The following is a 24,790-nucleotide window of genomic DNA, read 5'->3' on the forward strand; positions in this document are numbered from 1 at the left end:
CGGGCCGCGGCTATTTCCGTCGCTTATCTTCGTCCAGACGCGGCAGAATTTCCACAAAATTGCAGGGCCGGTGCCGGTAATCGAGCTGAAACGACAGGATTTCGTCCCAGGCATCGCGGCACGCGCCCGGACTGCCGGGCAGTGCGAACAGATAGGTGCCGCCAGCCACACCGCCGGTGGCCCGCGACTGCACCGCCGAGGTGCCGATCTTCTGCATCGACACGATGGTGAAAACGGTGCCGAACGCGTCGATTTCCTTTTCATAGACATCGCGGTGCGCCTCGACCGTCACATCGCGGCCGGTCAGGCCGGTGCCCCCGGTGGAAATCACCACGTCAATGCCCGGATCGGCGCACCAGGCGCGCAGCTGCGCCGCGATCTCGGCCCGTTCGTCGCGCAGAATTTTGCGGTCGGCCAGGATATGCCCGGCCCCCGTGATCCGGTCCGCCAACGTCTGGCCAGAACGATCCTCGGCCAGGCTGCGGCTGTCGGACACGGTCAGCACCGCGATGCGCACCGCCACGAAATCCTTGCTGTCGTCGATCCGGCCCATCCTCACCCCCGTTGCAAAAACGCCAACCGCAGCGCCAGCGCCGAAAAGATCGCCGCACTGACATAGCCCAGGCCCCGCGATACCCCCCGCGACCGCGCCAGCCGCCGCCCGATTCCGCCCGCCGACACGCCGACCGCGCCGTTCACCACGAACCCGCCCGCCGACAGAACCAGACCGAAGATCAGGAACTGCGCCAACACGCTGCCGCGCGCGGGATCGACGAATTGCGGGATGAAGGCCAGCACGAACAGGATCACCTTCGGATTGGTCAGGTTCACCAGCACGGCATCGCGAAACGCCCGGCCGGGGGCAACCGGCACGGCCTCGGCCGACACCGCACCGCCGCGCACCGCGCCAAAGGCCAGCCACAAGAGATACCCCACCCCAACCCAGCGGATCACATCGAACAGCCACGGCAGCGCGGCCACCAGCGCGCCCAGCCCCAGCCCGGCCAGCAACACATGCACGAAGGCGCCCACGGAAATCCCCGCATCTGCCGCCAGCGCCGCGCGCGGCCCGCCGCGCAGCCCCTGCCCCATGCAAAACATCATGTCCGCCCCCGGCGTCAGGTTCAGCGCCAGCGCGGCGGGGACAAAGGTCAGCAACGTGACCGGATCGACGGGAAAGCTCATCACACCTCTCGCAGCTTGGCCTGCAGCATCAGCAGATCATGCCAGGCCTCGCGCTTGGCATGCGGGGTGCGCAGCAGATAGGCCGGGTGGAACATCGGCAGCGCCGGCCGGCCCAGCGCCTGCATCCAGTGGCCGCGCAGCCGGGTGATGCCCTTGCGCCCCAGCAGCGCCTGACAGGAATGATTGCCCATCAGCACCAGCAAATCGGGATCGGCCAGGTTCACATGCCGCTCGACAAAGGGCAGCATCATCGCCACCTCGTCGGGCCGCGGGTCGCGGTTCTGCGGCGGCCGCCAGGGCAGGATATTGGTGATATACAGCGCATGCTCCAGATCCGGCGCGGCGCGGCCCATGCCGATGGCCGCGAACATCCGGTCCAGAAGCTGCCCGGCCCGCCCGACAAAGGGCTTGCCCTGCTGGTCCTCGTCGCGCCCCGGCGCCTCGCCGATGATCATCACCCGCGCGCCGGGCCGCCCGTCGGCAAAGACCAGATTGCGCGCGCCCTTCTTCAACTCGCAATGCTCGAATGCGGCCAGCACCGCGCGCAATCCTTCCAGATCCTGCGCCGCGGCGGCGGCCTGCCGTGCCTCGGCCACCGGATCGGCCGCCTGCACCTGCGTCAGCGGCGCGGCCTGGGGCGCGGCGGGCGCGCGGGCCGGCTGCGGCGCGGGCGCCTCATAGCGGTTCACCGGCACCTCGCCGATCGCCTCGGTCGCGCCAAGTTCGATCTGCCAGTCCAGTAGCGCCTTCGCCGTGTGATAATCCAATGCGGGTTCCATCGCGCCACGCTAGAACCGTGCCGCGCAAAGGTAAAGAATGCCCCGTTTCTTCTTCGGATAAATATCCCCGCCGGAGGCACACCCGAGCCGCCCGCCGGGCGGCGAGACAAAAGCAATGGCGCGGCACGCGCCGCGATTTCGTCACACAACCCTCCCTTGCCGCGCGCCCCGGCAGTTTCTATAAGCAACCCGATCAGGACGGGGGCCACATGACATTCCGCGCGAAACACCTCCTTGGTATCGAGCCCCTCCACCCCGGGGAAATCCGCTCCATCCTCGATCTTTCCGATCAGTATGTAGACCTGAACCGCCGGGCCAACAAACATTCCGACGCACTGGCCGGCCTGACCCAGATCAACATGTTCTTCGAGAATTCGACCCGCACCCAGGCGTCGTTCGAACTGGCTGGCAAACGGCTGGGTGCCGATGTGATGAACATGGCGATGCAGGCGTCCAGCATCAAAAAGGGCGAAACCCTGATCGACACGGCGCTGACGCTGAACGCGATGCACCCCGATCTGCTGGTGGTGCGCCACCCGCATTCCGGCGCGGTGGACCTGCTGGCGCAAAAGGTCAACTGCGCGGTGCTGAACGCAGGTGACGGGCGGCACGAACATCCGACCCAGGCGCTGCTCGATGCGCTGACCATCCGCCGCGCCAAGGGCCGGCTGCACCGGCTGACCGTCGCGATCTGCGGCGACATCGCCCACAGCCGGGTGGCGCGCAGCAATATCCTGCTGCTGGGCAAGATGGAAAACCGCATCCGCCTGATCGGCCCGCCCACCCTGATGCCCGCCGGTATCGGCGACTTCGGGGTCGAGGTATATGACGACATGAAACAGGGGCTCGACGGCGCCGATGTGGTGATGATGCTGCGGCTGCAGAAGGAACGCATGGACGGCGGCTTTATCCCGTCCGAACGCGAATATTACCACCGCTACGGGCTGGACGCCGAAAAGCTGGCCCATGCGAAAGAGGACGCCATCGTGATGCATCCCGGCCCGATGAACCGGGGCGTCGAGATCGACGGCGAAATCGCCGACGACATCAACCGTTCGGTCATCCAGGAACAGGTCGAGATGGGCGTGGCGGTGCGCATGGCGGCGATGGACCTGCTGGCGCGGAACCTGCGCGAACAGGCCCGGGGCGGTGGCGTCTATGTATGAGATGAACGCCCGCGCCCCGCTGACCGAGGGCGAAACCGTGGTTGACAGCTTCAGCGCCGACCGCGCCACATATATCCGCGATCATGTGATCATGGGCGTGCTCGGCGCGCTTGGCGCAATGATCGCGCTTTACTGGATGGGCGAGGTTTGGTGGGTCGGCGCCCCCGCCGCCGCCGCCGCCATTTCGGTGCGCGGGTTCTATCTGGCCTCCGACGACATGACCGCCCAGTGGGATCTTACGCAAGAGCGGCTGCTTGGCCCGCAGGGGCGCACCGTGATGCTGAGCCAGATCAAGGCGCTGCGCGGGCTGGGCAGCGCGGTGCAGATCATCACCAAGGGCGGCGACAAACACCTGATGAAATACCTCGCCGACAAACCCGCCACCCGCGCCCGGATTGAAGCGGCAATGAAGGGGGCGATATGACTGGCCCGCTGGGAACCCTCAAACAGGTCGATCTGCGGGATATCTGGAAATCCGAAACGCAGGATTTCACCCCCTGGCTCGCGCGCGAGGACAATCTGGCGCAGCTTGGTGAAACCCTTGGCATTGATCTGGAGCTTGAAGCCGTCGAACAGAATGTAGGGCCTTTCCGCGCTGATATCCTGTGCAAGGACACGCTAAGCGACCGCTGGGTGCTGATCGAAAATCAGCTTGAACGCACCGACCACACCCATCTTGGCCAACTCCTGACCTATGCCGCCGGGCTGGATGCCGTCACGATCATCTGGATCGCTGCGCGAGTCGCCGAAGAGCACCGCGCCGCCATCGACTGGTTGAACGAAATCACCGACTCGGAGGTGCGTTTCTTTGTTCTTGAGGTCCAGCTCTGGCGCATCGGTGACAGCCCGGCCGCACCGAAGTTCAACATCGTCAGCAAGCCGAACGACTGGTCGCGCTCCACCAGCGGGGCGAAGAAGGCAATTGAAGAGGGCACCCTTACAGAATCCCGCAAAATGCTGCTGGATTACTGGACTGCGTTCGAAACCACGCTGCCGGATTACAGCGCGCGCGTCCGCCCGGTGAAACCGCTTGTTCAAAACTGGCTGGTGCACAGCCTTGGCAAGTCAGGCGTCACACTGAATGGCAGTTGGAACCGTCGGGAGAACTGGGTGAGGGGAGAGGTTTACCTGACCGGCAAGACTGCCAAAGACTATTTCAACTGGCTCAGGCAAGAGCGCGAGGCGATCGAGCTGGAATTTGGCGAAATCCTTACATGGTATGACGACGCGACAAATGACCGGCGAATTTTCGTTTCCAAAACCTTCCCCGACGTTTCGGATCGCGCCAGTTGGCCCGATCAGCATGCCTGGCTGGCACAGGCGCTGGACAGGCTTCACCGTGTTTTTCATGACAGGGTGAAGAAACTCGACCCCAACAGTGCCGGATTGGTCTGACATGACAGCAACATTCCTCACCAACGCCCGCCTGATCGACCCCGAAGCGGGGACCGAGGCCACCGGCAGCCTTCTGATCGAGAACGGCGTAATCAAAGCGGTGGGCAATGTCGCCGCCCCCAAGGCCGCAAAGGTGGTTGATTGCGGCGGCAAATGCCTGGCCCCCGGCATCGTCGATATCGGCGTCAAGGTCTGCGAGCCGGGCGAGCGGCACAAGGAATCGTTCAAATCCGCCGGGCTGGCGGCGGCGGCCGGGGGGGTCACCACCATGGTCACCCGGCCCGACACCCTGCCCCCCATCGACACGCCCGAGGTGCTGGAATTCGTCACCCGCCGCGCGCGCGAGGCGTCCCCGGTGCGGATCAAGCCGATGGCCACCCTGACCAAGGGCCGCGAAGGCCGCGAGATGGTCGAGATCGGGTTCCTGCTGGATGCGGGCGCGGTGGCCTTCACCGATGGCGACCGGGTGACCACCAACACCAAGGTGCTGAGCCGCGCCATGACCTATGCGCGGTCGCTTGGCGCACTGGTGATGGCGCATCCGCAGGATCCGGGCCTGTCGCAGGGCGCCGCCGTGACCTCGGGCAAGTTCGCCTCGTTGCGCGGGCTGCCCGCCGTGTCGCCGATGGCCGAGCGCATGGCGCTGGACCGCGATCTGGCGCTGGTCGAGATGACCGGCGTGAAATACCACGCCGATCAGATCAGCACCGCGCGCGCCCTGCCCGCGCTGGAACGGGCCAAGGCCAACGGGCTGGACGTCAGCGCCGGGGTATCCATCCACCATCTGACGCTGAACGAGCTGGACGTGGGCGATTATCGCACCTTCTTCAAGGTCAAGCCGCCGTTGCGGTCCGAAGATGACCGCCAGGCGATGGTGCAGGCCGTGGCCAGCGGGCTGATCGACGTGATCAGTTCCATGCACACGCCGCAGGACGAGGAATCCAAGCGCCTGCCGTTCGAAGAGGCCGCAAGCGGCGCCGTGGCGCTGGAAACCCTGCTGCCCGCCGCGATGCGGCTGGTCCATGCCGGTGCGATCGCGTTGCCCATACTCTGGCGCGCGCTGTCGCTGAACCCGGCGAAACGGCTGGGGCTGGACACCGGGCGGCTGGCCGTGGGCGCGCCCGCCGATCTGGTGCTGTTCGACCCTGACGCGCCCTTCGTGCTGGACCGCTACAAGCTGCGCTCGAAATCCAAGAACACCCCGTTCGACGGCGCGCGGATGCAGGGCCGGGTGCTGGCCACCTATGTCGCCGGCCACCAAGTGTTCGGAGGGGCCAAAGATGCCTGAAATCGTCACCCCGCAATACCTTCTGATCCTGGTGGCACTGCTGTCCTATCTGCTGGGCGCGGTGCCGTTCGGGATGGTCATGGCGCGGGCCTTCGGGCTGGGCGATCTGCGCAAGATCGGGTCGGGCAATATCGGTGCGACCAACGTGCTGCGCACCGGAAACAAGCTGGCCGCGCTGCTGACGCTGGTGCTGGACGCGGGCAAGGGTGGAATCGCGGTGCTGCTTGCCCGCTCTTTGATCGGGGCCGAGGACGCGGCGCAACTGGCCGGGCTGTCGGCCTTTGTCGGGCACCTGTTCCCGGTCTATCTGGGGTTCCGGGGCGGCAAGGGCGTGGCGACCTTTCTGGGCACGATGCTGGCGCTGTCGTGGCCTGTGGGGCTGGCGGCCTGCGGCACCTGGTTGGTGGTGGCGGCGGTCACACGCTATTCGTCGCTTTCGGCGCTGATTGCGGCGGCCACGTCACCGATGTGGATGATCTATGTCGGCGAAGGCCGGATGGTGCTGCTGGGCGCGGCGCTGACCGTGCTGATCTATCTGCGCCACTGGCCCAACCTGCGGCGGCTGAAGGCGGGAACCGAGCCGAAGATCGGCAAGAAGGGCTGACGCCACCCGCCCCCGAGACCCGCCCTCAGTAGCTGAATTCGGCGTAAATCCGGCTCAGATCGCCCTGCCAGTCGCCGTGGTAATGCTCCAGCAACTCATCGGCGGGCACCTTGCCGCTTTCGACGCTGTCTTCCAGCGCATGCAGAAAGTGGCGCTCGTCCGGGATCATGCCGCCCGCGCCGGGTTTGGCGCGCGCGCGCAGGCCGTTGCGCGAAATCTCCAGCACATGACCGGCCAGTTCGCGCATGTCGATACCGCCGACCTTGGCCTGCAACGCATCCTTCGACGCGGCCACGCGCAATGCCTCGCGCGTTTCGGCATCCCAGCCCTTGACCAGATCCCAGGCCGCATCCAGCGACGCCTGATCATACATCAGCCCGACCCAGAACGCGGGCAGCGCGCACAGCCGCCGCCACGGCCCGCCATCGGCCCCGCGCATTTCCATGTATTTCTTGATCCGCGCCTCGGGGAAGGCGGTGGTCAGGTGATCGGCCCAATCCGACAGCGTCGGCGTCTCGCCGGGCAGCGCGGGCAGCGTGCCGTTCATGAAATCGCGGAACGACTGGCCCAGCGCGTTGATATATTTGCCGTCGCGATAGACGAAATACATCGGCACATCCAGGGCGTAATCCACGTACCGCTCGAACCCCATGCCGTCTTCGAACACGAAGGGCAACATGCCGGTGCGCGCATCGTCCAGATGCCGCCAGACATGGCTGCGCCAGCTTTTGTAGCCATTGGGCTTGCCGTCCAGGAACGGCGAATTGGCGAACAGCGCGGTGGCGACCGGCTGTAACGCCAGCGCCACGCGCAGCTTTTGCACCATGTCGGCCTCGGACGCGAAATCGAGGTTCACCTGCACCGTGCAGGTCCGGCGCATCATGGTGGTGCCCATGGTGCCGACCTCGCCCATATAGGCATCCATCAGCTTGTAGCGCCCCTTGGGCATCAGCGGCATCTGGCCATGGGTCCAGACCGGCGCCGCCCCCAGACCGATAAAGCCCACGCCGACCTCGTCGGCGATATGTTTCACATCGCGCAGATGGGCGTTCACCTCGTCACAGGTTTCATGAATGCTATCAAGCGGCGCGCCCGACAGTTCCAGCTGCCCGCCCGGTTCCAGACTGACATTGGCGCCGTCCTTTTCCAGCCCGATCAGGTAGTCGCCCTCAAGCAGCGGGGTCCAGCCATGGCGGTCGCGCAACCCTTCGAGCACCGCCAGGATCGACCGCTCGCCGGCATAGGGAATCGGCTTCAACGTATCCTTGCAATAGCCGAACTTCTCGTGCTCGGTGCCGATGCGCCAATCGTCTTTCGGCTTGCAGCCGCTTTCCAGATACTCGGCAAGCTGGTCAAAGCTTTCGATCGGGCCGCCGCCGGACTGAGGGATGGACATGGACAGGGGCTCCGATCTGTTCGCGCATTCGTGGGGTCCAGAGGTGCGACGGCAAGGCGGTCAAGTCAAGGCCGGCCGGTGGTTCCGTCGCCAAACCGTGACCGTGCCTTCGGCGGGCCGGCGATCCAGCGCCGTCAGGATGCGGGCCGGGTCCGCCCCCGGCAGGGCCACGAACACGTCGAACAACGCCGCCGCCCCCGCGGCGGAAACCGGAATCGCCAGTGGTGGCGCGCCGGTCTGGAACAGCTGCCAAAAGGGCCGCCCGGCCGGGTCAAAGCCCAGGGCGATCTCGCGCAGCTCGCTCAGCGCCGCGAATCCGCCGCCCGCAGGCGCCAGATAGGTGATCTGCCCCTCTGTCACCTGCACCACGCCCGGCGCGGCACCGTCGCGGTGAAACCGCAGCCGCCGCCGCGCGACGAAGGCCAGCGCCAGACCCAGCACCGCCACCAGCCCGCCCAGCCCCTGAAAGACATAGCCGCCAAGGCCGATCACCCACAGGCCCAGCGCCGCCACGCCCAGCCCGATCAGAACCTCGCGCCAGCGGGTCAGGGCGGCCAGGATTTCCGGTCTGACGAATGCCATTGCCCTAGGCCCCGATCACTTGGGGGGTCTCGAACCCCACCAGCGCATAACGGCCGATCCGGGAAAACCCGATCGCCGCATAAGCGCGGGCGGCGGAATCCGACGCCGCGAACAGGATGGCGCGGGTCACGCCGCGCGCCCGTGCTTCCTGCAGATGCAGGGCCACCGCGCGCCGCGCATGGCCGCGCCCGCGCAGCGGCGACGGGGTAAAGACCGACCCGATCTGCACCATGTCGGGCAGCTCGGCGTTGAAGGCCGTCATCGCAAGCGGCGTGTGGCCATCCCAAAGCAGCCTTCCCTGCCCGTCTGCGATCAGGCGCTCGGCGCGGTCCTCTGCTTCGGCCTGGCTGGCGGGGGTGGCCGGGGCGCCCAGCGATTCCTGGTCGAAGGCCCAGCGCCAGCCGGTCACCAGCGCCTTGTCCCCGGCCTGCATCGAGCGCAGCTCGCCCACGCCGCCCGGAATCCGCAGATCGACCAGATCCAGCGCGAAATGCGGATCCTCGTCATCCAGCAGCGTTCGCTTGTGCAAAAGCCCAAGTGCGGCGCGCGCCGCGGCAACCTCGGGGGCGGGTCCGTTCAGGCCGACACAGGGCTCGCCCGCCAGTGCCTGCGCGAAGCCGGACCATATGTCGGGCCCCGCCTGCGGACCGATGACGTTGAGATAGCCGTTATTGGTCAGCCCCATCACGGCAAGCAGCCCCTCTGGCCCTTCGGCCAGCCAGAACCGATAGGCAAAGGGCTGATCCACCGTGCCGATGCCGAATTGCATCAACCCGCCGCGCAGAAACATCGCCCTGTCGGCATGGACCTGAAGAAAGGCCGCCAGCGCGGGGACATCCGTCTGCCCCGCCTGCCGGATCACCGCCAATCCCCCAGCGTGCTCTGCCACAGTGTCAGCGCCGCCACCGCCGCCGTATCGGCGCGCAGGATACGCGGGCCGAGACTGACAGCCACGGCTTGGGGCAGGGCCGCAAGGCGTGCGCGCTCGGCTTGTGAAAAGCCGCCTTCGGGTCCGATCAGAATGGCCCAGGGGCCTGCTCTTCCGCCGGGTCGGACGTCATCGCCGCGTTCCGCGAGGAGAGCCGTCAGGCTTGACGAGCATCCCGCCAGCGCCTCGTCGCAGAACATCAACTTCCGATCCTCGGACCAGCCATCCAGAACAGCGTTCAGCCTGCCCAGTTCGGCGACCGCGGGCACATAGGTGCCGCCGCATTGCTCGGCCGCCTCGACCGCATGGGCCTGAAGCCGGTCGCGGCGAATGCGTTCGGCATTGGTAAACTCGGTCTGCACCGGACAGATTCGCGCGGCCCCCATCTCGGCCGCCTTTTCGACGATGAAATCGGTGCGTGCTTTCTTGATCGGCGCGAACAGCAGCCACAGGTCGGGCGGCATCTGCAAGGGTTTGGTCTGCGCGATGCAGTGCAACGCGCCGCCGCGCTTGCCGGCCTCGGCCACCTCGGCCAGCCATTCGCCGCTTTGCCCGTCGAAAATCAGTACCGGGTCACCCGGACCCAGCCGCATCACCCCGAACAGGTAATGCGCCTGCTCGCGGGTCAGAGGAATGGTTTGCCCCTGCCCCAGTGGGTGCTCTACATAGAGCCTGATCTTGGCTGCGGATTTCTTTTCGCTCATGGGGGCAGACGATATGACCGGGACAGACGAAACGCCAGAGGCCACAGGCCAGGTTTTCGATGCGGTAAAGGGAAACTGGGTCGACCGAATCGCCCCGCCCCGCGCCCGACCCTATCTGCGCCTGTCGCGCGCCGACCGGCCGATCGGCACCTGGCTGCTGCTGATGCCCTGCTGGTGGGGCGTTCTGCTGGCCGCGAATTCCACCGGCGCGCGCTGGTTCGATCTGTGGATCATCGCGGGCTGCGCACTGGGCGCCTGGCTGATGCGCGGCGCGGGCTGCACCTGGAACGACATCACCGACCGCAAGATCGACGCCCAGGTGGCGCGCACCCGGTCGCGCCCGATTCCGGCGGGGCAGGTCACGCCCAGACAGGCGACAATCTGGATGGGCGCGCAGGCGCTGATCGCCCTCGCGATCCTGCTGACCTTCAACCGTGCCACCATCACCCTTGGCGTCGCGTCGCTGGTGCTGGTGGCGATCTATCCCTTTGCCAAGCGGTTCACCTATTGGCCGCAGGTGTTTCTGGGGCTTGCGTTCAACTGGGGCGCGCTGCTGGCCTGGACCGCGCATACCGGCGCGCTGGCCCTGCCGGCGGTGCTCCTGTATCTGGCCGGCATCTGCTGGACGCTGTTCTATGACACGATCTATGCCCATCAGGACAAGGACGACGACGCCCTGATCGGCGTGAAATCCACCGCGCTGCTGTTTGGCGAACGCACCGCGCCGATGTTGCGGCTGTTCATGATGCTGGCGATGATCGCCATGACCGCCGCCATCGTCATGGCGCTGTTGCCTGCGGCCAGCCTGCTGAAGATGCTGGTCGCCATTGCCGGGGTCTGGGCCTTCGGCTGGCACATGGTCTGGCAACTGAGCCGGCTGAACACTGACGACCCCGACACCTGCCTGATGCTGTTTCGCGCCAATCGCGATGCGGGGGCGATTCCTGCGCTGTTTCTTGCCGCCGCCTTGCTGCTGTGATTGCACCGGGCCGCCCGCGCCACTAAGACATTCCGGATAACAAGAACCGGAGCGACCAAAGCCGATGCGCATTGCCCCGAACCTGATTGCCCTTGCGGCCATTCTGCTGGCCGGGTTTCTGGCCCTGCTCAGCGCGGTCGTCGCCGTCAACGCCGTCGAACGGCGCACAGAGGCCGAGATCCGCAGCGCCCTCGCGGCCGAAGGGATCACCTGGGCCACGGCCGAAGCGGACGGCGTGCAGGTCCATCTGACAGGCACCGCCCCGACCGAGGCCAAGCGCTTTCGCGCCCTGGCGATCACCGGCGGCATCGTCGATGCCGCCCGGGTGATCGACGACATGGACGTGACCCCCAGCAAACCCGTCGAGGCGCCGCAATTCACGCTGGAACTGCTGCGCAACGATGACGGCGTTTCGATGATCGGCCTGATCCCGGCCAACGGGCAGCGCGCGGCCATCGCCGCGGCGGTTGGCAAGGCCGCCCGGAGCGTGCCGGTCACCGACATGCTGAACACCGCCGACTATCCGGCCCCCGAAGGCTGGGACGCGGCGCTGGACTATGGGCTTGCGGCCTTGGCGATGCTGCCGCGCTCCAAGATCTCGATCACGACGGACCGGGTGGCCGTCACCGCGATTTCCGACAGCGCCGCGCAAAAGCGCAAGCTTGAAAGCGACCTGGCCCGCAAGGCCCCCAGCGGGCTGATCGCCGCGCTGGAGATTTCGGCCCCGCGCCCGGTGATCACCCCGTTCACCCTGCGCTTTCTGATCGACGAGGGCGGCGCGCGGTTCGATGCCTGTTCGGCCGACACCCCCGAGGCCGCCACCCGCATTCTGACCGCCGCCCGCGCCGCCGGGCTGGAGGACAAGGGCGCCTGCACCGTCGGACTGGGTGTACCGTCGCCCAACTGGGGCCGCGCGGTGGAAACCGGCATTCGGGCGCTGGCCGATCTGGGCGGCGGCACGCTGACCTTTTCGGATGCGGATGTGACGCTTGTGGCGCTTGATACCACGCCGCAGGCCCTGTTCGACAAGGTGACCGGCGCGCTGGACAGCGACCTGCCAGAGGTGTTTTCCCTGCACGCGGTGCTGCCCGAACCCGTCAAGGTGGATGGCAGCGGCGCAGGGGACGGCCCGCCCGAATTCGTCGCCACCAAAAGCCCCGAAGGTCTGGTGCAGATGCGCGGGCGCGTCACCGACGATCTGACCCGCACCGCCACCGAAAGCTATGCCCGCGCGCGGTTCGGGCTGGGCAATGTCTATGGCGGGATGCGCCTGGACGAAGAGCTGCCCGATGGCTGGCCGCTGCGGGTGCTGACCGGGCTCGAAGGGCTGGCCGAGCTGAACCATGGCAGTGTCGTGGTCCAGCCCGAATTCGTCGAGCTGCGCGGCGTGACCGGCGATGCCGAGGCCAACGCCCGCATCGCGCAGCTGTTCGGCGCCAAGCTGGGCGACGCGCAGAATTTCCGCATCGACGTATCCTATCAGGAAGCGTTGGATCCGATCGCCGCGCTGCCTAGCCCAGAGGAATGCGTAGACAGCCTTAACGCCATTCTGGCCGAGCAGAAGATCACCTTTGAACCCGGTTCGGTCACGATCGACGGCGGCTCGCTGAAGGTGGTCGACCGGATCGCCGACGTGCTGCGCGGCTGCCCCGATGTCGAGATGGAGATCGGCGGCCATACCGACAGCCAAGGCCGCGAAGAGATGAACCAGCAGCTGAGCCAGCAGCGGGCCGACGCGCTGTTGAACGCACTGATCGCGCGGCGCATCCTGACCAGCACCCTGACCGCGCGGGGCTATGGCGAAAGCACCCCGATCGCCGAGAATGACACCGAAGAGGGGCGCGAGGCGAACAGGCGTATTGAATTCAGGCTGATTTTGCCGGAAGAGGAAAGCGTCACCGAAGAAGAGGCCGGCGCGGCACAAGCCGAAGACTCCGCCGCCGAAGGTGACGCGACCGCAGAGGCCGAAGCAGAAACAGGGACGGACAGCGCCAATGAACAGGACTGAGTTTATCATCGCCACGGCCGTTATCCTGTTCGTGGCGTTTTTGATGGGCTGGTTCGCGTCCTGGCTGATCCACCGTGTGACCCGCGTCACCCAGTCCGAAATGGGCGAACTGGATCAGATGGCCCAGCAACTGCACGAGGCCGAGGAAACCCGCGATCAGGCGATCACCTATCTGCAACAGCGCGAGGCCGAACTGACCAATCAGCTGAACCAGACCGAGGCCGAGTTGCGCGCCGCGATGGACGGTCTGCGCGAGGCCCGGCACGAAGCCGAGGATCTGCGCGTCTATATCGAACGGCAAAGCCTGAGCGCGGGCTGAAACAGCCCGGCGGCATTCACCCCTTCGCGTCCCACCGGCCCAGCGCCGCCTCGTCCGCGTCCTTGCTGGCGACCCAGCTTTCCCCGGTTCCGGTGATTTCCTTCTTCCAGAACGGCGCGCGGGATTTCAGATAGTCCATCAGGAATTCGGCCGCCTGAAACGCATCCGCCCGATGCGGTGACGCGGTGGCCACCATCATGATCATATCGCCCGGCGCCAACACGCCATAGCGGTGCAGGATCAGGCAATCCTTCAGCGTCCAGCGCGCACGGGCCTCGGCCTCGATCTTTTCCAGGGCGCGTTCGGTCATGCCGGGGTAATGCTCTATCACCATGCGGGCCAGATCGCCCTGTGCCAGATCGCGCACCAGCCCGGTGAAGGTGACGACCGCCCCCGCATCCCGGCGCCCGGCGGCGAAGGCGTTGACCTCGGCCCCCAGATCGAATGCGACCTGCTGCACCCGCACCGTCATCTTCTCAGCCGCCCGTCATCGGCGGAAAGAACGCCACTTCGCGCACACCGGCCAGCGGCGCGTCGAACGTGGCCAGATCCTGATCCAGCGCCACCCGCAGCGCGGTCAGATCGGCAAAGGCGGCGGCGTAACGCTCTTCGCGCGCTTTCAGTTCCTCGACCAGATCGGCCACGGTGGCGGCGTCGGTTTCCAGCCGTTCCTTCGGCAGGCCGATACGTTCGCGCACCCAGGCGAAATACAGGACGTCGATCATTTCGCCCCCTCGTCGCGCAGATAGGGAACCGCCTTGGTGAAATAATCCCATCCGGTGATCACGGTCAGCACCGCCGCCAGCCACATCAGGAACACGCCGCCGGCCCAGGTCGCCAACATGCCCTGATATTTCCAGGCCAGGCCCAGCGTATCCTCGACCCGGCCATCCAGCACGGCGGCAAAGGTTTCTGCGTCCATGCCATAGCTCAGCATGCCGACGTAATGCTCGAACAGCCCCTGAACGAACAGAACCGTGATCGCCACCATCTGCGTCGTAGTCTTCCACTTGGCCAGTTTGGTGACCTTCAGCAGCCCGGCGGTGGTGCCCAGAAATTCGCGCAGGCCGGAAACGAACACCTCGCGGAACAGGATGAAGGTCGCCGGCACCACCAGCAGATAAGGCATCCCGGCATAGCCGGTGACCACCAACAGCGCGATCACCACCATCGCCTTGTCGGCAATCGGGTCCAGCATCGCGCCAAAGCGGCTTTCCTGCCCCCATTTGCGGGCCAGATAGCCGTCGATCCAGTCGGTCGCGGCGGCGCCCACGAACAGGATCAACGCCACCCAGTCGGCATAGGGGCGCGGCAGAAACACGAAGGCCAGCGCCACGCCGGGGGCGGACAGCAGGCGCAGAACGGTCAGGATATTGGGAATGTTCCAGGTCATGCTGCGATCCTTACCCTGTCAGCCTTTCTCATGGAAGAAGCCATAGATGGTTTCGGCGATGCTGTCGGAAATCCCGTCGACCGCTTTCAGATCCGGCAATCCCGCGCGGCTGACCGCCTTGGCCGATCCGAAATGCGCCAGCAGCGCCCGTTTGCGCGTGGCGCCGACGCCGGGGATGTCGTCCAGCGGGGTCGCGCCCACCGCCTTGGCCCGTTTCTGGCGATGCGCGCCAATGGCGAAGCGGTGCGCCTCGTCGCGCAAACGCTGCACGAAATAAAGCACCGGATCGTTACGCTGCAACGCGAAGGGGCGGGTGCCGGTGCGGTGGAATTCTTCCTTGCCGGCGTCGCGGTCGATGCCCTTGGCCACCCCGACCATCGGGATGTCCTGCACGCCCAGCTCGGCCATGATCCCGGCCACGGCGCTGACCTGACCGGCACCGCCATCGATCAGCAGCAAATCGGGCCAGGTGCCGCCCTGCCGATCCGGGTCCTCTTTCAGCAACCGCTTGAAGCGGCGGGTCAGAACCTCTTTCATCATCCCGAAATCGTCGCCGGGGGTCAGGTCCTCGCCCCGGATGTTGAACTTGCGGTACTGGCTTTTCAGATATCCTTCGGGTCCGGCCACGATCATCGCGCCGACCGCGTTGGTGCCCTGGATATGCGAGTTATCGTAAACCTCGATCCGCTGCGGCGGGGCGTCCAGAGCGAAAGCCTGTGCCAGACCGGCCAGCAGCTTGCCCTGCGCCGCAGACTCGGCCAGCTTGCGGCCCAGACTTTCGCGGGCGTTGCGGGCGGCGCCGGCCACCAGTTCGGCCTTCTCGCCGCGCTGGGGCACGGCCAACTCGACCCGGCGCCCGGCCTTGTCCGACAGCGCCTGGGTCATCAGGTCGTCATCCTCGATCCCGTGCGACAGCAGGATCAGGCCCGGCGGCTGCTTGTTGTCATAAAACTGCCCCAGGAAGGCCTGCAGCACCTCGGTCTCTTCGGCCCCGGCACCGGTGCGGGGATAGAAATCGCGGTTGCCCCAGTTCTGATGCGCGCGGATGAAAAAGACCTGCACACAGGCCTGCCCGCCCTCCATGTGCAGGGCGACGACATCGGCCTCGGCCACGCCGCGCGGGTTGATGCCCTGGGCCTGCTGCACCTGGGTCAATGCCTTGATCCGGTCGCGCAGCGCCGCCGCGCGCTCATATTCCATCGCCTCCGAGGCCGCATCCATCTGCGCCGCCAGTTCGGCCTGCACATGGGTGCTTTTGCCCTGCAGGAACCGTTCCGCATCGGACACCAGACCGGCATATTCATCCTCGGCGACCTTGTCGACACAGGGCGCGGCGCAGCGCTTGATCTGATGCAGCAGACAGGGCCGGGTGCGGCTTTCAAAAACGGAATCCGAGCAGCTGCGCAGCAGAAACACCTTTTGCAGCTGGTTCAGCGTCCGGTTCACCGCACCCGCGCTGGCGAAGGGACCATAATAGCTGCCGTTGTCCTTTTTCGCGCCGCGATGCTTGGTGATCTGGGGAAAGGCGTGATCCTTGGCGATCAGGATATAGGGAAAGCTTTTGTCGTCACGCAGCAGCACGTTGTAGCGCGGCTTGAGCTGCTTGATCAGGTTCTGCTCCAGCAGCAGCGCCTCGGTTTCTGTCCGGGTCGTCAGGAACATCATCGACGCGGTTTCGCGGATCATCCGGGCGATGCGGGGCGTGTGGCCGCTGGGGCTGGCATAGTTCGAAACCCGCTTTCGCAGGTTGCGCGCCTTGCCGACATAAAGCACCCGGCTTTCCGCATCCAGCATACGGTAGACGCCCGGCGAATTGTCCAGCGTCGGCAGATAGGACTGGACGCAGGCATGGCCGGTCGGGCGCTCTGTGCCGCTGTCCGCCGTCACGATTTTCGGATCATCAGTCATATGCACCATATCGTGATTCCTGCGCCGGGCTGCAATGATATGCTGGGCGGGGCAAGGAAAAACCTGTCCACCACTTATGTGGATAAGTTTGAGGGTAACTATTCGCCAGACGGAAATTTTCGTTATATTCGGCCAATTTCGTTGAATTGCACATTTTTTGTGCTGTTTTTTAATGCGTTGATTTTATTGGAAAATTTTTTGAGCGCCTTGCAAATATTTGAAAACACTCAAGAATTCATGACGCTTTTGTAAATATAATGTTTCATGTGGACGAGTTGGCGTGAGGGCCACCTATCGCACCGGCGTTACTCCAGCCCCAGCACATCCGGGGTTTGCCAGGCCAGGTGCTGGCCGCCATCGACGCAGATCATCTGCCCGGTCACGGCGGGGGCTGAAAGCAGGTATTCCAGCGCTGCGGTAATGTCCTCTTCGCCCGCGCCCCGCCCCAGGATCGTGGCCGCGCGCTGCGCTTCGAAATGGGCCGTCGTCTGGCGCGCGCCGCGCAGTGTCGGGCCCGGCCCGATCCCGTTTACGCGGATATCCGGCGCAAGCGCCTGCGCCGCGGTCCGGGTGAACGCCCACAACCCCATCTTTGCCAGGGTATAGGTCATGAATTCCGGCGTCAGCTTGTGCACCCGCTGGTCGATCAGGTTCACCACCAGCCCCGCCGCCACCGGTTCACCCTGCCCGTCGCGATCCGCCGGCGGCACCTGCGCGGCAAAGCGCTGCGTCAACACAAACGGCGCACGCAGGTTCGATCCCATGTGCCGGTTCCAGCTATCGCGGCTGGCGGTTTCAAGGGTGTCATGCTCGAAGATCGAGGCATTGTTGATCAGCACCGTCAACGGCCCGCCCAGCGCCTGCGCCGCGCGATCGATCAGGGCGTCCGCCTCGTCCTCGATCAGCAGGTCGGCCTTCAGCGCCACGGCACGGCGGCCCAGGGCGGTGATTTCCGCCACGACGGCATCCGCCGCATCCTGCGAGCTGTGGTAATGTACCGCCACGTCATAGCCGCGCCGCGCCAGGCACAGCGCCAGCGCCCGGCCCAGCCGTTTCCCCGCCCCTGTCACCAGGGCCCCGCGCGTGTTCATCGTGGCCTCCGTCATATCAGCACGCTCAGCACATAGCCGAAATAGAGGGTCGTCAAGATAACCCCCCGGCGCTTCGTGATGTTCCAGCCGAAATAGACGAAGGGGATCAGCAGCAGCGACGCGCCCAGCATCACCCACAGGTCATAGCTCAGCATTTCGCGCGGCACCGCCATGTCGCCGACAAAGCTGGCAATGCCGATAATGGCCAGAAGGTTGAACATGTTGGACCCGATGACATTGCCCAGCGCCACATCCGCCTGCTTGCGCAAGGCCGCCATGACCGTCGTCGCCAGTTCGGGCAGCGACGTGCCGACCGCGACCAGTGTCAGGCCGATCACCGTTTCGCTGACCCCGTAGTCACGCGCGATATTGACCGAGCTGTCAACCAGCAGATCGGCGCCCAGCGGCAGGCCGACCAGACCCAACCCCATGAACATAACGATTTTCCAGACCGGCAAGGTGGGATCGGCGCCCTCGATCTCTTCCAGCTCGATCTCGTTTTCGTCTTCCGCCTCTTCCTCGGCTGCGGCCGCGCCGTCCCGAAGGTCGCGGCGATGCGCCCGCGCCGCGGCAAGCGCGTCATACAGCACCACCGACAGCAGCCCGAGCAGCACAATACCATGCAGCCAGCGGATCGGCCCCATGAAACAGATCGCGATGAACAGCAGCGTCGCGGCCAGCATGAAGGCATAGTTGCGCCGTGTGTCGCATTCGTCGGTCTGCAGCCCGGAAATCATCGCCGGGATACCCAGAACCAGCAGCACATTCGCGGTGTTGGACCCCACCACATTGCCCAGCGCGATGCCCGGCGCATTGTCCAGAACCGCCTTGACCGCGATCAGAAGCTCGGGCGCCGAGGTCCCGAAGGCGACGATGGTCAGGCTGACGATCAAGGCCGGAATGCCGACCCGCAGGCTCATGTTGACCGCGCCCTTGACCAGCGAATCCCCGGCCAGAAGAAGGATCGCGAGCCCCAAAATCGCATAGAGAAGATCCGCCATCCCTGTCGTCACCCCTTGCTGCAGGGGCACGGCCCCTTGCCAAGTTTGTATCGCCCGCATCGGGGACATTTCGAAGGCCGCGACAGGCCGGTGATCTTGCCACCCGTGCCCGGAAACCGCAGCCGGCCGAACATGGCCAGCACCAGCATTCCGATCAGAAACAGGGTAACGGCCTTGATCACCACGTCAGAGGCCGAACCGCGCCCAGTGGGCCCGTTCCTCTATGTCATGGGCCAGGCCGGCGACGGCCTGCGCCCCGACCCGTTGCCAGATCGGGCGGCGCACCCCGTAAGACCGCAGGCGCACCTTGTCGCCGAACCGCTGTTTCATCTTCGGGACCAGATGGCCCACCCCGTCGGCCAAGCCCACCTCGACCGCTTTCGCGCCCACCCAGACATCGCCGTTGAACAGCTCTGTGTCGTCGCTCAGGCGGGTACCGCGCCGCGCCCGGACCAGCGCGATGAAACTGGCATGGATCTGCTCTTGCAGCTCTTTCAGCCGGGCCACATCCTCGGACTTTTCAGGCTGGAACGGGTCAAGCAGGCTTTTGGATTTTCCGGCCGTATGCACGCGCCGTTCGACCCCGTAGCGGGCGATCAGATCGTGAAACCCGAACCCGGCCGAAATCACGCCGATCGACCCGACGATCGAGGTTTCATCGACCCAGATCTCATCCGCCGCGCAGGCCAGCCAGTACCCGCCCGAGGCGGCCACATCCTCGACAAACGCATAGACCGGCAGCTTCTTTTCCGCGGCCAGCCGACGGATGCGCGCCGCGATCAGCGAACTTTGCGCAGGCGAACCGCCCGGCGAGTTCAGCACCAGCGCCACCGCGTCGGGCCGGCCCTTTGTGAACGCCTTTTCGATCAGCGGGGCCAGCATCGCGTCATTCAACGCGCCCATGCGCCCGCCCGATGCAATAGTGCCCGCAAGCCGCAGCACGGCGACGCTCGGGCGAGAGGGCAGAAAAGGCAACCAGCGTTTCATGCGCTCGATGTAGAGCCCCCGTCAGGCGGGAACAAGACGCTAAGCGTAAACAGCTGGCAGTGTTGCAGCCATATCGCTGCAATACCCGGTCGCGCCACCGGACCCGCCAGGTGGAAACGAACCGTTTCCGGGGCGGCGCGATCGGGCAAGGAAGCGGCGCGCAAAAGACAAAATCCTGCCGCATCCGCGCGGCAACCTTCCAGCAAGGGGCAGAAACGGAGATATCATCATGAAGCTCGGCAAGCTGCTTCGGCAGCTGAACCCAAACAAGACGCGCGGCAACGCTGCCTTCGAAGCGCGCATGGCCGCGCTCGGGCGCAGCAACAAGCAGGCCCCCAAAGCGGCTTGCGCCGGTCGCGTGTTCAAAAATCCACGCGCACCCCAGGCAGATTGAGCGCGCCCATCAGGTCGCGCAATTCCTGGCGCGCGGCGACGTTGGACAGGTTCAGCCCCTTGACGCCGATATCCTTGAGGTCAAGCAGGGTCAGACCGTTGGGGAACAGTTCGCGAAAGATCACCCGCTCGCTGAACCCCGGCGCGACCCGGAACCCGATCCGGCGCGACAGGTTGGTCAGCGCGTCGCCCATCTTCTTCTTGTTATGCATCTGCTGCGCACCGACCCGGTTGCGCAGCACGATCCAATCGATCGCGGGCAGCCCGGCCTGGGCCCGCAACTGACGCGCGCTCCAGACCATTTCGGAATAGATCGACGGGCCAAGGATCTTGCCACTTTGCGGTTCGACCCGGGCCAGCAGATCGAAATCCACGAAACTGTCATTCAGCGGCGTGATCAGCGTATCGGCCAGCGAATGCGCCACCTGGGACAGCCGGGTATGCGAGCCGGGGCAGTCGATCAGGATGAAATCCACCGCCTGCTCCATGCCCGCCACGGCCATCGACAGGCGCCGATCATAGATGTTTTCGCCCGGGTCAAGTTGTTCACGGTCGATATCGGGCAGATCGCGGTATTCGGGCGTCGGCAGGTCCAGCGCCTCGCGGATGCAATAGGCGCGGCGGTTGTCCATATAGCGGCCGAAACTGCGCTGACGCAGGTCCAGATCCAGCGCGCCGACCTTGTGTCCCATGCGCGCAAGCGCCGTCGCCACATGCATCGACATGGTTGACTTGCCCGCGCCGCCCTTTTCGTTGCCCACGACGATGATATGTGCCACGCCGCTGTCCCTTTCTAATGTCAAGGGTTACGCCCTTGATCCGTGCGCCCCTACTATATGTTGTATAACCCTACAAGGGAAGCGCGGGCGCAGCGCCCAAACGCCCAACCTTTGGCTTTGTTGCAGCATGATGACATGCGAGACGCGGTCCTTAGCCGCCACCGGCGGGCGGGGCAAGAGCACCCGGCCCGTGCGACCGGCGCAAAAGGAAAAGCCCACCGTGTTTTCCACGGCGGGCTTCGATCATCGCAAAGGCGGGATGGCTTAGAAGCCGAGGCCCGCATACTTGTTCTTGAACTTCGACACGCGACCGCCGGCGTCCATCAGGCGGGTCGAACCGCCGGTCCAGGCCGGGTGAACCGAGGGGTCGATGTCCAGCGCCAGGGTGTCGCCCTCTGCGCCATAGGTCGATTTCATCTCGATCATGGTGCCATCGGTCATCTTGACGTTGATCGTGTGATATTCGGGATGGATGTCTTTTTTCATCGCTCCGCTCCTTACGCTTCGGCGCCGGATTTCGGCTTGTAGTTGGATACTTCGGCGATCCGGGCGGATTTGCCGCGACGCTCGCGCAGATAGTAGAGCTTGGCCCGGCGAACGCGGCCGCGACGCACCACTTCGATCGTGTCGATATTGGTCGAATAGAGCGGGAACACACGTTCCACGCCTTCGCCAAAGGAAATCTTGCGCACCGTGAACGATCCGGCGATGCCGCCGCCGTTCTTGCGCGAAATGCACACGCCTTCGTAGTTCTGCACACGGGTGCGGGTGCCTTCGGTCACCTTGTAACCGACGCGGATGGTATCACCGGCCTTGAAATCCGGGATGGTCTTTTCGAGACCGGCAATCTGCTCGGCCTCGATCTGTGCGATCAGGTCCATCGCAATCACTCCTATATGCTCACGGTTTGCCCGCGAAGTTGGTTTGCGTCCTCAGAGCTCTCGGTCTTCTTCCGGGTCCTTGCCTGAATGTTCAGGTCAAGCCCGCCAGAGATCAGGGCGACGTTCCTTGATGTCCGGCCTGTCTGCGCCAAAATGCCGGTACAGGGATCAGGCGAAGAAACCTGGCTGCAGGCATCGGCAAACAAACCGTCCGAATACGAAAAGAAGCCGACGAAACAGATTCTTCGGCGGCCTCCCCTATACGGACGTGCTGTTAAGGCCAAGTTCCGTTGCAATCAAGGGGTAATCGCGGGTTTCACCCCTTATCGTCATCCTTTGCCGCCAGATAGGCCGCCCAGAGGTCGGGGCGGCGGTCGCGGGTCAGCGTTTCGGCCTGTTCGCGGCGCCATTCCTCGATCCGGCCATGATGGCCCGACAACAGCACCTCGGGGATTTCGCGCCCTTCCCAGACGGCGGGGCGGGTATATTGCGGATGCTCCAGCAACCCGTGGGAAAAGGATTCCTCTTCGGTCGAGGCCTGATTGCCCAGCACATCGGGCAACAGCCGCACGGTGGCGTCGATCAGCGCCTGCGCGGCGATCTCGCCGCCGGTCAGGACGAAATCGCCCAGGCTGACCTCCTCGACCGCGAAATGCTCCAGCACGCGCTCGTCCACGCCCTCGAACCGGCCGCACAGCAGGGTCATACCCTCGGCCCTGGCAAAGCGTTGCGCCATGGCCTGATTGAACGGCCTGCCGCGCGGGGACAGATAGATCACCGGCCAGACCGCCCGGTCCTTCGGGGTGTGCCGCGATGCGTGCTTCAGCGCGGCCCCCACCACATCGGGGCGCAGCACCATGCCCGCGCCGCCGCCCGCCGGGGTGTCATCGACATTCTTGTGTCGCCCTTCGCCGAACATGCGCAGATCGATGGTTTCCAGCGCCCACAGCCCCTGATCCAGCGCGCGACCGGTCAGCGACTGGCCCAGAACGCCCGGAAAGGCGCCGGGGAACAGGGTCACGATCTTCGCCATCCACGCGTTTTTCACGCGGGGCCGCTCGGCCATCAGATCGCGCGGCTGCAGCGAGGCCGAGATCGACAGCCGGCCATGGGATTTGTTGGGTTTATCGCTCATGGCGCGGTCTCTAGCCGGTTTTGCGCGCCGCCAAAAGCCCCGATCGCCGGGCGCACCGCGCGGCTGGCCGGTCTTCTAGCTGCCCAGCAGAGTTGCCTTGGCCAGCTTCGCGGCCTCCGGGCCCAGATCGCTGCGATTGATCCGCAGCAGCTCTTGCAACAGATCGTCCCCGCGCCCGACATTGCGGCGCGGGCCCGGGGTCAGGGCGGCGCGGCGCGCGTCGGGCAGGCGCATCAGATCCAGCAGCGGGGTGGCGGGGCCAAGCGGCAGATCGCCGACCTCTTCCAGCCAGGCCGACCGCACCTCGTGCGGCGTCACGGCGCGGCACACCTCGTCGATGGTGGCGGGCAGATCGGCAGACCCGGCATAGCGCGCGGCATAGTCGTCGAAATCAAGCACCATGCGCGAAGATTTGACATGTTCCCAATAGACGCTTTTCAACCAGGCGCCGGGCTGGCGCAGGCTGAAGAAGAAGGTCAGGTCCAGCCGGTCGCCAAAGATGTCTTCCAGCTCATCCGCATAGCACTGCATCAAATCGGGCGCGGCGGAATAATCGGCCAGATCGCCGCGCCCCGGCATATGGCCCGACAGCTCTTCGGCCGAGATCAGAAGCTGGCGCCTGGGCGACAGCTCCAGCCCGCGGACAAAGGCGCCGAACCGCGTCCCTGCCTTGGCCAGGCTGATCGGATCGCGCCAGGTGGAATAGCCGCGCGCCGCCGAAACAACCGGCTGTATCTTGCCGCGCAGCGCCAGCGCCATCACCGGCCACAACACCGGGCCGTTGGCCCGCAGGGTGGCCTGAATGCTGGTGGTGCCGGTCTTGTGAAACCCGGCATGGATCACCACGCGCTGGCGGGGGGCGGGCATTGCGGCTACTCCGGGAACAGCCCTTCGGGCGGGTCGGCGATGATCCGGCCCGCGGCCAGATCCACCGTCGGCACGGCCGCATTGGTGAAGGGCAGCAGGATCGTGGATTTCAGCCCCGGCCCGTGAATTTCCAACAGATCGCCGGCGCCGTGGTTTTGCACCGACCGCACATGGCCCAGAAGCGTGCCGCCGGTATCCAGCACCTCCAGCCCGATCAGATCGGTGTGGTAATATTCGTCATCGGGCAGCGCGGGCAGCGCGTCGCGGTCGGCGAACAGGCGCAGGCCCTTCATCGCGTCGGCCTGTTCCTTGGTCGCCACGCCCGACAGACGCGCGGCAAAGCCGCCCTTGATCGCGCGGGTGATCTTCAGCGTGAAGCGCTGCGCGCCATCCTCGCTGTACAGCGGGGCGTAATCGGCAATCGCCGCGGGGTCGGCGCAGAAGCTTTTCAGCCGCACCTCGCCGCGCACCCCGAAAGAGCCGGAGATCGCGCCCACGCATATCCGATCGTCGCTCATCATCGCATCCCCCGAGGCCTGTACACCGCCCGGACATGTGTATCCGGGCGGGTATGTGTCGCATGTGACAGGGCGGATTATTCCGCCGTCTCTTCTGCGGCGGGCTCTTCGGCCGGGGCAGCAGCGGCTTCGGCAGCCTTGGCGGCTTTCTCTTCTGCGCGCTCTTTGGCTTTCTTGCCCGGCTCGCCGGCTTTCGGGTTGTTGCGCTCTTTCTTGGTCAGAACGCCGGCGGCTTCCAGCATACGGGCGATCCGGTCGGTCGGCTGGGCGCCTTCACCAAGCCAATGCTTGACGCGATCCAGATCCATCTTGATGCGCTCTTCGCTGTCTTTCGGCAGCAGCGGGTTGTAGACGCCCAGCTTTTCGATGAAGCGGCCATCGCGGGGCATGCGGCTGTCGGTGGCCACGATGCGATAGAACGGGCGCTTTTTGGAGCCGCCACGGGCGAGACGAATTTTAAGTGCCATTGTCAGTTTCTCCTTGATCTGGCGTTCGGCGGATTGG

At 65.4% G+C, this 24,790-nt stretch carries 31 protein-coding genes; 10 read left to right on the forward strand and 21 right to left on the reverse strand.

Annotation, left to right across the window (positions count from 1 at the left end):
* Window positions 1–10 precede the first annotated feature (10 nt).
* The 3 genes from moaB to ACSR1C_RS12085 are packed head-to-tail and all read right to left on the reverse strand — an operon-like array spanning window position 11 to window position 1,964.
* A complete protein-coding gene (gene moaB, locus ACSR1C_RS12075) occupies window positions 11–553 on the reverse strand; it encodes a molybdenum cofactor biosynthesis protein B (RefSeq protein WP_460259629.1) in 543 nt (180 codons plus the stop codon).
* 2 nt (window positions 554–555) lie between these two features.
* Entirely contained in the window at window positions 556–1,185 is a 630-nt protein-coding gene (locus ACSR1C_RS12080; protein ID WP_460259630.1) for a LysE family translocator, read from the reverse strand.
* On the reverse strand, window positions 1,185–1,964 hold the full coding sequence (locus tag ACSR1C_RS12085; protein ID WP_460259631.1) for a uracil-DNA glycosylase: 780 nt from the start codon (window positions 1,962–1,964) through the stop codon (window positions 1,185–1,187). The genes ACSR1C_RS12080 and ACSR1C_RS12085 overlap by 1 nt, the downstream gene beginning before the upstream one ends.
* A gap of 209 nt (window positions 1,965–2,173) precedes the next feature.
* On the opposite strand from ACSR1C_RS12085, the gene ACSR1C_RS12090 reads away from it, so the two are divergent.
* From ACSR1C_RS12090 to plsY, 5 genes are read left to right on the forward strand one after another with little or no spacing between them, the layout of a single operon-like run.
* Entirely contained in the window at window positions 2,174–3,130 is a 957-nt protein-coding gene (locus ACSR1C_RS12090; RefSeq protein WP_460259632.1) for an aspartate carbamoyltransferase catalytic subunit, read from the forward strand.
* Complete coding sequence (locus ACSR1C_RS12095; RefSeq protein ID WP_460259633.1) at window positions 3,123–3,554, forward strand: hypothetical protein; 432 nt, start codon at window positions 3,123–3,125, stop codon at window positions 3,552–3,554. The genes ACSR1C_RS12090 and ACSR1C_RS12095 overlap by 8 nt, the downstream gene beginning before the upstream one ends.
* A complete protein-coding gene (locus ACSR1C_RS12100; RefSeq protein WP_460259634.1) occupies window positions 3,551–4,525 on the forward strand; it encodes a DUF4268 domain-containing protein in 975 nt (324 codons plus the stop codon). Before ACSR1C_RS12095 ends, ACSR1C_RS12100 begins: the two co-directional genes overlap by 4 nt.
* A 1-nt stretch (window position 4,526) precedes the next feature.
* Window positions 4,527–5,813, forward strand: coding sequence for a dihydroorotase (pyrC, locus tag ACSR1C_RS12105; RefSeq protein ID WP_460259635.1), 1,287 nt, complete (start codon window positions 4,527–4,529; stop codon window positions 5,811–5,813).
* Entirely contained in the window at window positions 5,806–6,417 is a 612-nt protein-coding gene (gene plsY / locus ACSR1C_RS12110) for a glycerol-3-phosphate 1-O-acyltransferase PlsY (protein WP_460259636.1), read from the forward strand. The genes pyrC and plsY overlap by 8 nt, the downstream gene beginning before the upstream one ends.
* 25 nt (window positions 6,418–6,442) lie before the next feature.
* On the opposite strand, the gene ACSR1C_RS12115 is transcribed toward plsY, so the two are convergent.
* Genes ACSR1C_RS12115 through ACSR1C_RS12130 form a run of 4 tightly spaced genes read right to left on the reverse strand, consistent with a single transcriptional unit; the run spans window position 6,443 to window position 10,027 of the window.
* Window positions 6,443–7,813 (reverse strand): glutamate--cysteine ligase, encoded by a 1,371-nt coding sequence (locus tag ACSR1C_RS12115; RefSeq protein WP_460259637.1) that lies wholly within the window; start codon window positions 7,811–7,813, stop codon window positions 6,443–6,445.
* 60 nt (window positions 7,814–7,873) lie between these two features.
* Window positions 7,874–8,395 carry a hypothetical protein gene (locus tag ACSR1C_RS12120; RefSeq protein WP_460259638.1) on the reverse strand — a complete coding sequence of 174 codons (522 nt, stop codon included), beginning with the start codon at window positions 8,393–8,395 and terminating at the stop codon, window positions 7,874–7,876.
* A gap of 4 nt (window positions 8,396–8,399) precedes the next feature.
* Complete coding sequence (locus tag ACSR1C_RS12125) at window positions 8,400–9,257, reverse strand: GNAT family N-acetyltransferase (protein WP_460259639.1); 858 nt, start codon at window positions 9,255–9,257, stop codon at window positions 8,400–8,402.
* Window positions 9,254–10,027, reverse strand: a complete 774-nt coding sequence (locus ACSR1C_RS12130; protein WP_460259640.1) for a 16S rRNA (uracil(1498)-N(3))-methyltransferase — start codon at window positions 10,025–10,027, stop codon at window positions 9,254–9,256. The genes ACSR1C_RS12125 and ACSR1C_RS12130 overlap by 4 nt, the downstream gene beginning before the upstream one ends.
* A gap of 13 nt (window positions 10,028–10,040) precedes the next feature.
* Between ACSR1C_RS12130 and ubiA the strand changes: the two genes are divergently transcribed.
* The 3 genes from ubiA to ACSR1C_RS12145 all read left to right on the forward strand — a co-directional run bounded on the left by ubiA (window position 10,041) and on the right by ACSR1C_RS12145 (window position 13,333).
* Entirely contained in the window at window positions 10,041–11,006 is a 966-nt protein-coding gene (gene ubiA, locus ACSR1C_RS12135) for a 4-hydroxybenzoate octaprenyltransferase (protein WP_460259641.1), read from the forward strand.
* Window positions 11,007–11,070: 64 nt separating this feature from the next.
* On the forward strand, window positions 11,071–13,014 hold the full coding sequence (locus ACSR1C_RS12140; RefSeq protein WP_460259642.1) for an OmpA family protein: 1,944 nt from the start codon (window positions 11,071–11,073) through the stop codon (window positions 13,012–13,014).
* The gene (locus tag ACSR1C_RS12145; RefSeq protein WP_460259643.1) at window positions 13,001–13,333 is read left to right on the forward strand and encodes a hypothetical protein; all 333 of its coding nucleotides are present in this window, start codon (window positions 13,001–13,003) and stop codon (window positions 13,331–13,333) included. Before ACSR1C_RS12140 ends, ACSR1C_RS12145 begins: the two co-directional genes overlap by 14 nt.
* A 16-nt stretch (window positions 13,334–13,349) precedes the next feature.
* On the opposite strand, the gene ACSR1C_RS12150 is transcribed toward ACSR1C_RS12145, so the two are convergent.
* Genes ACSR1C_RS12150 through uvrC form a run of 4 tightly spaced genes read right to left on the reverse strand, consistent with a single transcriptional unit; the run spans window position 13,350 to window position 16,634 of the window.
* The gene (locus tag ACSR1C_RS12150) at window positions 13,350–13,805 is read right to left on the reverse strand and encodes a molybdenum cofactor biosynthesis protein MoaE (protein ID WP_460259644.1); all 456 of its coding nucleotides are present in this window, start codon (window positions 13,803–13,805) and stop codon (window positions 13,350–13,352) included.
* Between the two features lie 4 nt (window positions 13,806–13,809).
* Window positions 13,810–14,058: a molybdopterin converting factor subunit 1 gene (moaD, locus tag ACSR1C_RS12155; RefSeq protein WP_460259645.1), complete on the reverse strand. Its 249-nt coding sequence runs from the start codon at window positions 14,056–14,058 to the stop codon at window positions 13,810–13,812.
* Window positions 14,055–14,726 (reverse strand): CDP-diacylglycerol--glycerol-3-phosphate 3-phosphatidyltransferase, encoded by a 672-nt coding sequence (gene pgsA, locus ACSR1C_RS12160; RefSeq protein WP_460259646.1) that lies wholly within the window; start codon window positions 14,724–14,726, stop codon window positions 14,055–14,057. The genes moaD and pgsA overlap by 4 nt, the downstream gene beginning before the upstream one ends.
* Before the next feature lie 18 nt (window positions 14,727–14,744).
* On the reverse strand, window positions 14,745–16,634 hold the full coding sequence (gene uvrC / locus ACSR1C_RS12165) for an excinuclease ABC subunit UvrC (RefSeq protein WP_460259742.1): 1,890 nt from the start codon (window positions 16,632–16,634) through the stop codon (window positions 14,745–14,747).
* On the opposite strand from uvrC, the gene ACSR1C_RS12170 reads away from it, so the two are divergent.
* Window positions 16,635–16,886, forward strand: coding sequence for a hypothetical protein (locus tag ACSR1C_RS12170; protein WP_460259647.1), 252 nt, complete (start codon window positions 16,635–16,637; stop codon window positions 16,884–16,886). It abuts the gene before it with no gap.
* Window positions 16,887–16,939: 53 nt separating this feature from the next.
* On the opposite strand, the gene ACSR1C_RS12175 is transcribed toward ACSR1C_RS12170, so the two are convergent.
* The 3 genes from ACSR1C_RS12175 to ACSR1C_RS12185 all read right to left on the reverse strand — a co-directional run bounded on the left by ACSR1C_RS12175 (window position 16,940) and on the right by ACSR1C_RS12185 (window position 19,713).
* Window positions 16,940–17,725: an SDR family oxidoreductase gene (locus ACSR1C_RS12175; RefSeq protein WP_460259648.1), complete on the reverse strand. Its 786-nt coding sequence runs from the start codon at window positions 17,723–17,725 to the stop codon at window positions 16,940–16,942.
* An 11-nt stretch (window positions 17,726–17,736) separates the two neighbouring features.
* Window positions 17,737–18,726, reverse strand: a complete 990-nt coding sequence (locus tag ACSR1C_RS12180) for a calcium/sodium antiporter (RefSeq protein WP_460259649.1) — start codon at window positions 18,724–18,726, stop codon at window positions 17,737–17,739.
* Between the two features lie 186 nt (window positions 18,727–18,912).
* Window positions 18,913–19,713, reverse strand: coding sequence for a S49 family peptidase (locus tag ACSR1C_RS12185; RefSeq protein ID WP_460259650.1), 801 nt, complete (start codon window positions 19,711–19,713; stop codon window positions 18,913–18,915).
* Window positions 19,714–19,942: 229 nt separating this feature from the next.
* Between ACSR1C_RS12185 and ACSR1C_RS12190 the strand changes: the two genes are divergently transcribed.
* Window positions 19,943–20,107: a hypothetical protein gene (locus ACSR1C_RS12190; protein ID WP_460259651.1), complete on the forward strand. Its 165-nt coding sequence runs from the start codon at window positions 19,943–19,945 to the stop codon at window positions 20,105–20,107.
* Here ACSR1C_RS12190 and ACSR1C_RS12195 read toward each other — a convergent pair.
* The 7 genes from ACSR1C_RS12195 to rpsP all read right to left on the reverse strand — a co-directional run bounded on the left by ACSR1C_RS12195 (window position 20,076) and on the right by rpsP (window position 24,753).
* Complete coding sequence (locus tag ACSR1C_RS12195) at window positions 20,076–20,885, reverse strand: division plane positioning ATPase MipZ (RefSeq protein WP_460259652.1); 810 nt, start codon at window positions 20,883–20,885, stop codon at window positions 20,076–20,078. The genes ACSR1C_RS12190 and ACSR1C_RS12195 overlap by 32 nt on opposite strands.
* A 264-nt stretch (window positions 20,886–21,149) precedes the next feature.
* Window positions 21,150–21,371 (reverse strand): 50S ribosomal protein L31, encoded by a 222-nt coding sequence (gene rpmE, locus ACSR1C_RS12200; protein WP_460259653.1) that lies wholly within the window; start codon window positions 21,369–21,371, stop codon window positions 21,150–21,152.
* An 11-nt stretch (window positions 21,372–21,382) separates the two neighbouring features.
* Complete coding sequence (gene rplS / locus ACSR1C_RS12205) at window positions 21,383–21,766, reverse strand: 50S ribosomal protein L19 (RefSeq protein ID WP_460259654.1); 384 nt, start codon at window positions 21,764–21,766, stop codon at window positions 21,383–21,385.
* A gap of 316 nt (window positions 21,767–22,082) precedes the next feature.
* The gene (gene trmD / locus ACSR1C_RS12210; RefSeq protein WP_460259655.1) at window positions 22,083–22,901 is read right to left on the reverse strand and encodes a tRNA (guanosine(37)-N1)-methyltransferase TrmD; all 819 of its coding nucleotides are present in this window, start codon (window positions 22,899–22,901) and stop codon (window positions 22,083–22,085) included.
* A 75-nt stretch (window positions 22,902–22,976) separates the two neighbouring features.
* Complete coding sequence (locus tag ACSR1C_RS12215) at window positions 22,977–23,768, reverse strand: hypothetical protein (protein ID WP_460259656.1); 792 nt, start codon at window positions 23,766–23,768, stop codon at window positions 22,977–22,979.
* Between the two features lie 5 nt (window positions 23,769–23,773).
* Complete coding sequence (gene rimM / locus ACSR1C_RS12220) at window positions 23,774–24,286, reverse strand: ribosome maturation factor RimM (protein ID WP_460259657.1); 513 nt, start codon at window positions 24,284–24,286, stop codon at window positions 23,774–23,776.
* Window positions 24,287–24,363: 77 nt separating this feature from the next.
* Complete coding sequence (gene rpsP, locus ACSR1C_RS12225; protein ID WP_460259658.1) at window positions 24,364–24,753, reverse strand: 30S ribosomal protein S16; 390 nt, start codon at window positions 24,751–24,753, stop codon at window positions 24,364–24,366.
* Window positions 24,754–24,790: the final 37 nt, after the last annotated feature.

The sequence above is a fragment of the Actibacterium sp. D185-2 genome, from assembly GCF_054954595.1.

Bases quoted from the DNA above. Each gene is read 5' to 3' on its own strand.
- ubiA (WP_460259641.1), top strand. From the start codon at position 10,041: ATGACCGGGACAGACGAAACGCCAGAGGCCACAGGCCAGGTTTTCGAT.
- moaD (WP_460259645.1), bottom strand. From the start codon at position 14,058: ATGATCGACGTCCTGTATTTCGCCTGGGTGCGCGAACGTATCGGCCTG.
- ACSR1C_RS12190 (WP_460259651.1), top strand. From the start codon at position 19,943: ATGAAGCTCGGCAAGCTGCTTCGGCAGCTGAACCCAAACAAGACGCGC.
- rimM (WP_460259657.1), bottom strand. From the start codon at position 24,286: ATGAGCGACGATCGGATATGCGTGGGCGCGATCTCCGGCTCTTTCGGG.
- ACSR1C_RS12120 (WP_460259638.1), bottom strand. From the start codon at position 8,395: ATGGCATTCGTCAGACCGGAAATCCTGGCCGCCCTGACCCGCTGGCGC.
- rplS (WP_460259654.1), bottom strand. From the start codon at position 21,766: ATGGACCTGATCGCACAGATCGAGGCCGAGCAGATTGCCGGTCTCGAA.
- ACSR1C_RS12115 (WP_460259637.1), bottom strand. From the start codon at position 7,813: ATGTCCATCCCTCAGTCCGGCGGCGGCCCGATCGAAAGCTTTGACCAG.
- uvrC (WP_460259742.1), bottom strand. From the start codon at position 16,634: ATGACTGATGATCCGAAAATCGTGACGGCGGACAGCGGCACAGAGCGC.
- rpmE (WP_460259653.1), bottom strand. From the start codon at position 21,371: ATGAAAAAAGACATCCATCCCGAATATCACACGATCAACGTCAAGATG.
- ACSR1C_RS12080 (WP_460259630.1), bottom strand. From the start codon at position 1,185: ATGAGCTTTCCCGTCGATCCGGTCACGTTGCTGACCTTTGTCCCCGCC.
- ACSR1C_RS12185 (WP_460259650.1), bottom strand. From the start codon at position 19,713: ATGAAACGCTGGTTGCCTTTTCTGCCCTCTCGCCCGAGCGTCGCCGTG.
- ACSR1C_RS12175 (WP_460259648.1), bottom strand. From the start codon at position 17,725: ATGAACACGCGCGGGGCCCTGGTGACAGGGGCGGGGAAACGGCTGGGC.
- ACSR1C_RS12215 (WP_460259656.1), bottom strand. From the start codon at position 23,768: ATGCCCGCCCCCCGCCAGCGCGTGGTGATCCATGCCGGGTTTCACAAG.
- plsY (WP_460259636.1), top strand. From the start codon at position 5,806: ATGCCTGAAATCGTCACCCCGCAATACCTTCTGATCCTGGTGGCACTG.
- ACSR1C_RS12180 (WP_460259649.1), bottom strand. From the start codon at position 18,726: ATGGCGGATCTTCTCTATGCGATTTTGGGGCTCGCGATCCTTCTTCTG.
- ACSR1C_RS12170 (WP_460259647.1), top strand. From the start codon at position 16,635: ATGCACCATATCGTGATTCCTGCGCCGGGCTGCAATGATATGCTGGGC.
- ACSR1C_RS12130 (WP_460259640.1), bottom strand. From the start codon at position 10,027: ATGAGCGAAAAGAAATCCGCAGCCAAGATCAGGCTCTATGTAGAGCAC.
- pyrC (WP_460259635.1), top strand. From the start codon at position 4,527: ATGACAGCAACATTCCTCACCAACGCCCGCCTGATCGACCCCGAAGCG.
- ACSR1C_RS12145 (WP_460259643.1), top strand. From the start codon at position 13,001: ATGAACAGGACTGAGTTTATCATCGCCACGGCCGTTATCCTGTTCGTG.
- rpsP (WP_460259658.1), bottom strand. From the start codon at position 24,753: ATGGCACTTAAAATTCGTCTCGCCCGTGGCGGCTCCAAAAAGCGCCCG.
- ACSR1C_RS12150 (WP_460259644.1), bottom strand. From the start codon at position 13,805: ATGACGGTGCGGGTGCAGCAGGTCGCATTCGATCTGGGGGCCGAGGTC.
- ACSR1C_RS12100 (WP_460259634.1), top strand. From the start codon at position 3,551: ATGACTGGCCCGCTGGGAACCCTCAAACAGGTCGATCTGCGGGATATC.
- pgsA (WP_460259646.1), bottom strand. From the start codon at position 14,726: ATGACCTGGAACATTCCCAATATCCTGACCGTTCTGCGCCTGCTGTCC.
- ACSR1C_RS12140 (WP_460259642.1), top strand. From the start codon at position 11,071: ATGCGCATTGCCCCGAACCTGATTGCCCTTGCGGCCATTCTGCTGGCC.
- ACSR1C_RS12085 (WP_460259631.1), bottom strand. From the start codon at position 1,964: ATGGAACCCGCATTGGATTATCACACGGCGAAGGCGCTACTGGACTGG.
- trmD (WP_460259655.1), bottom strand. From the start codon at position 22,901: ATGAGCGATAAACCCAACAAATCCCATGGCCGGCTGTCGATCTCGGCC.
- ACSR1C_RS12090 (WP_460259632.1), top strand. From the start codon at position 2,174: ATGACATTCCGCGCGAAACACCTCCTTGGTATCGAGCCCCTCCACCCC.
- moaB (WP_460259629.1), bottom strand. From the start codon at position 553: ATGGGCCGGATCGACGACAGCAAGGATTTCGTGGCGGTGCGCATCGCG.
- ACSR1C_RS12095 (WP_460259633.1), top strand. From the start codon at position 3,123: ATGTATGAGATGAACGCCCGCGCCCCGCTGACCGAGGGCGAAACCGTG.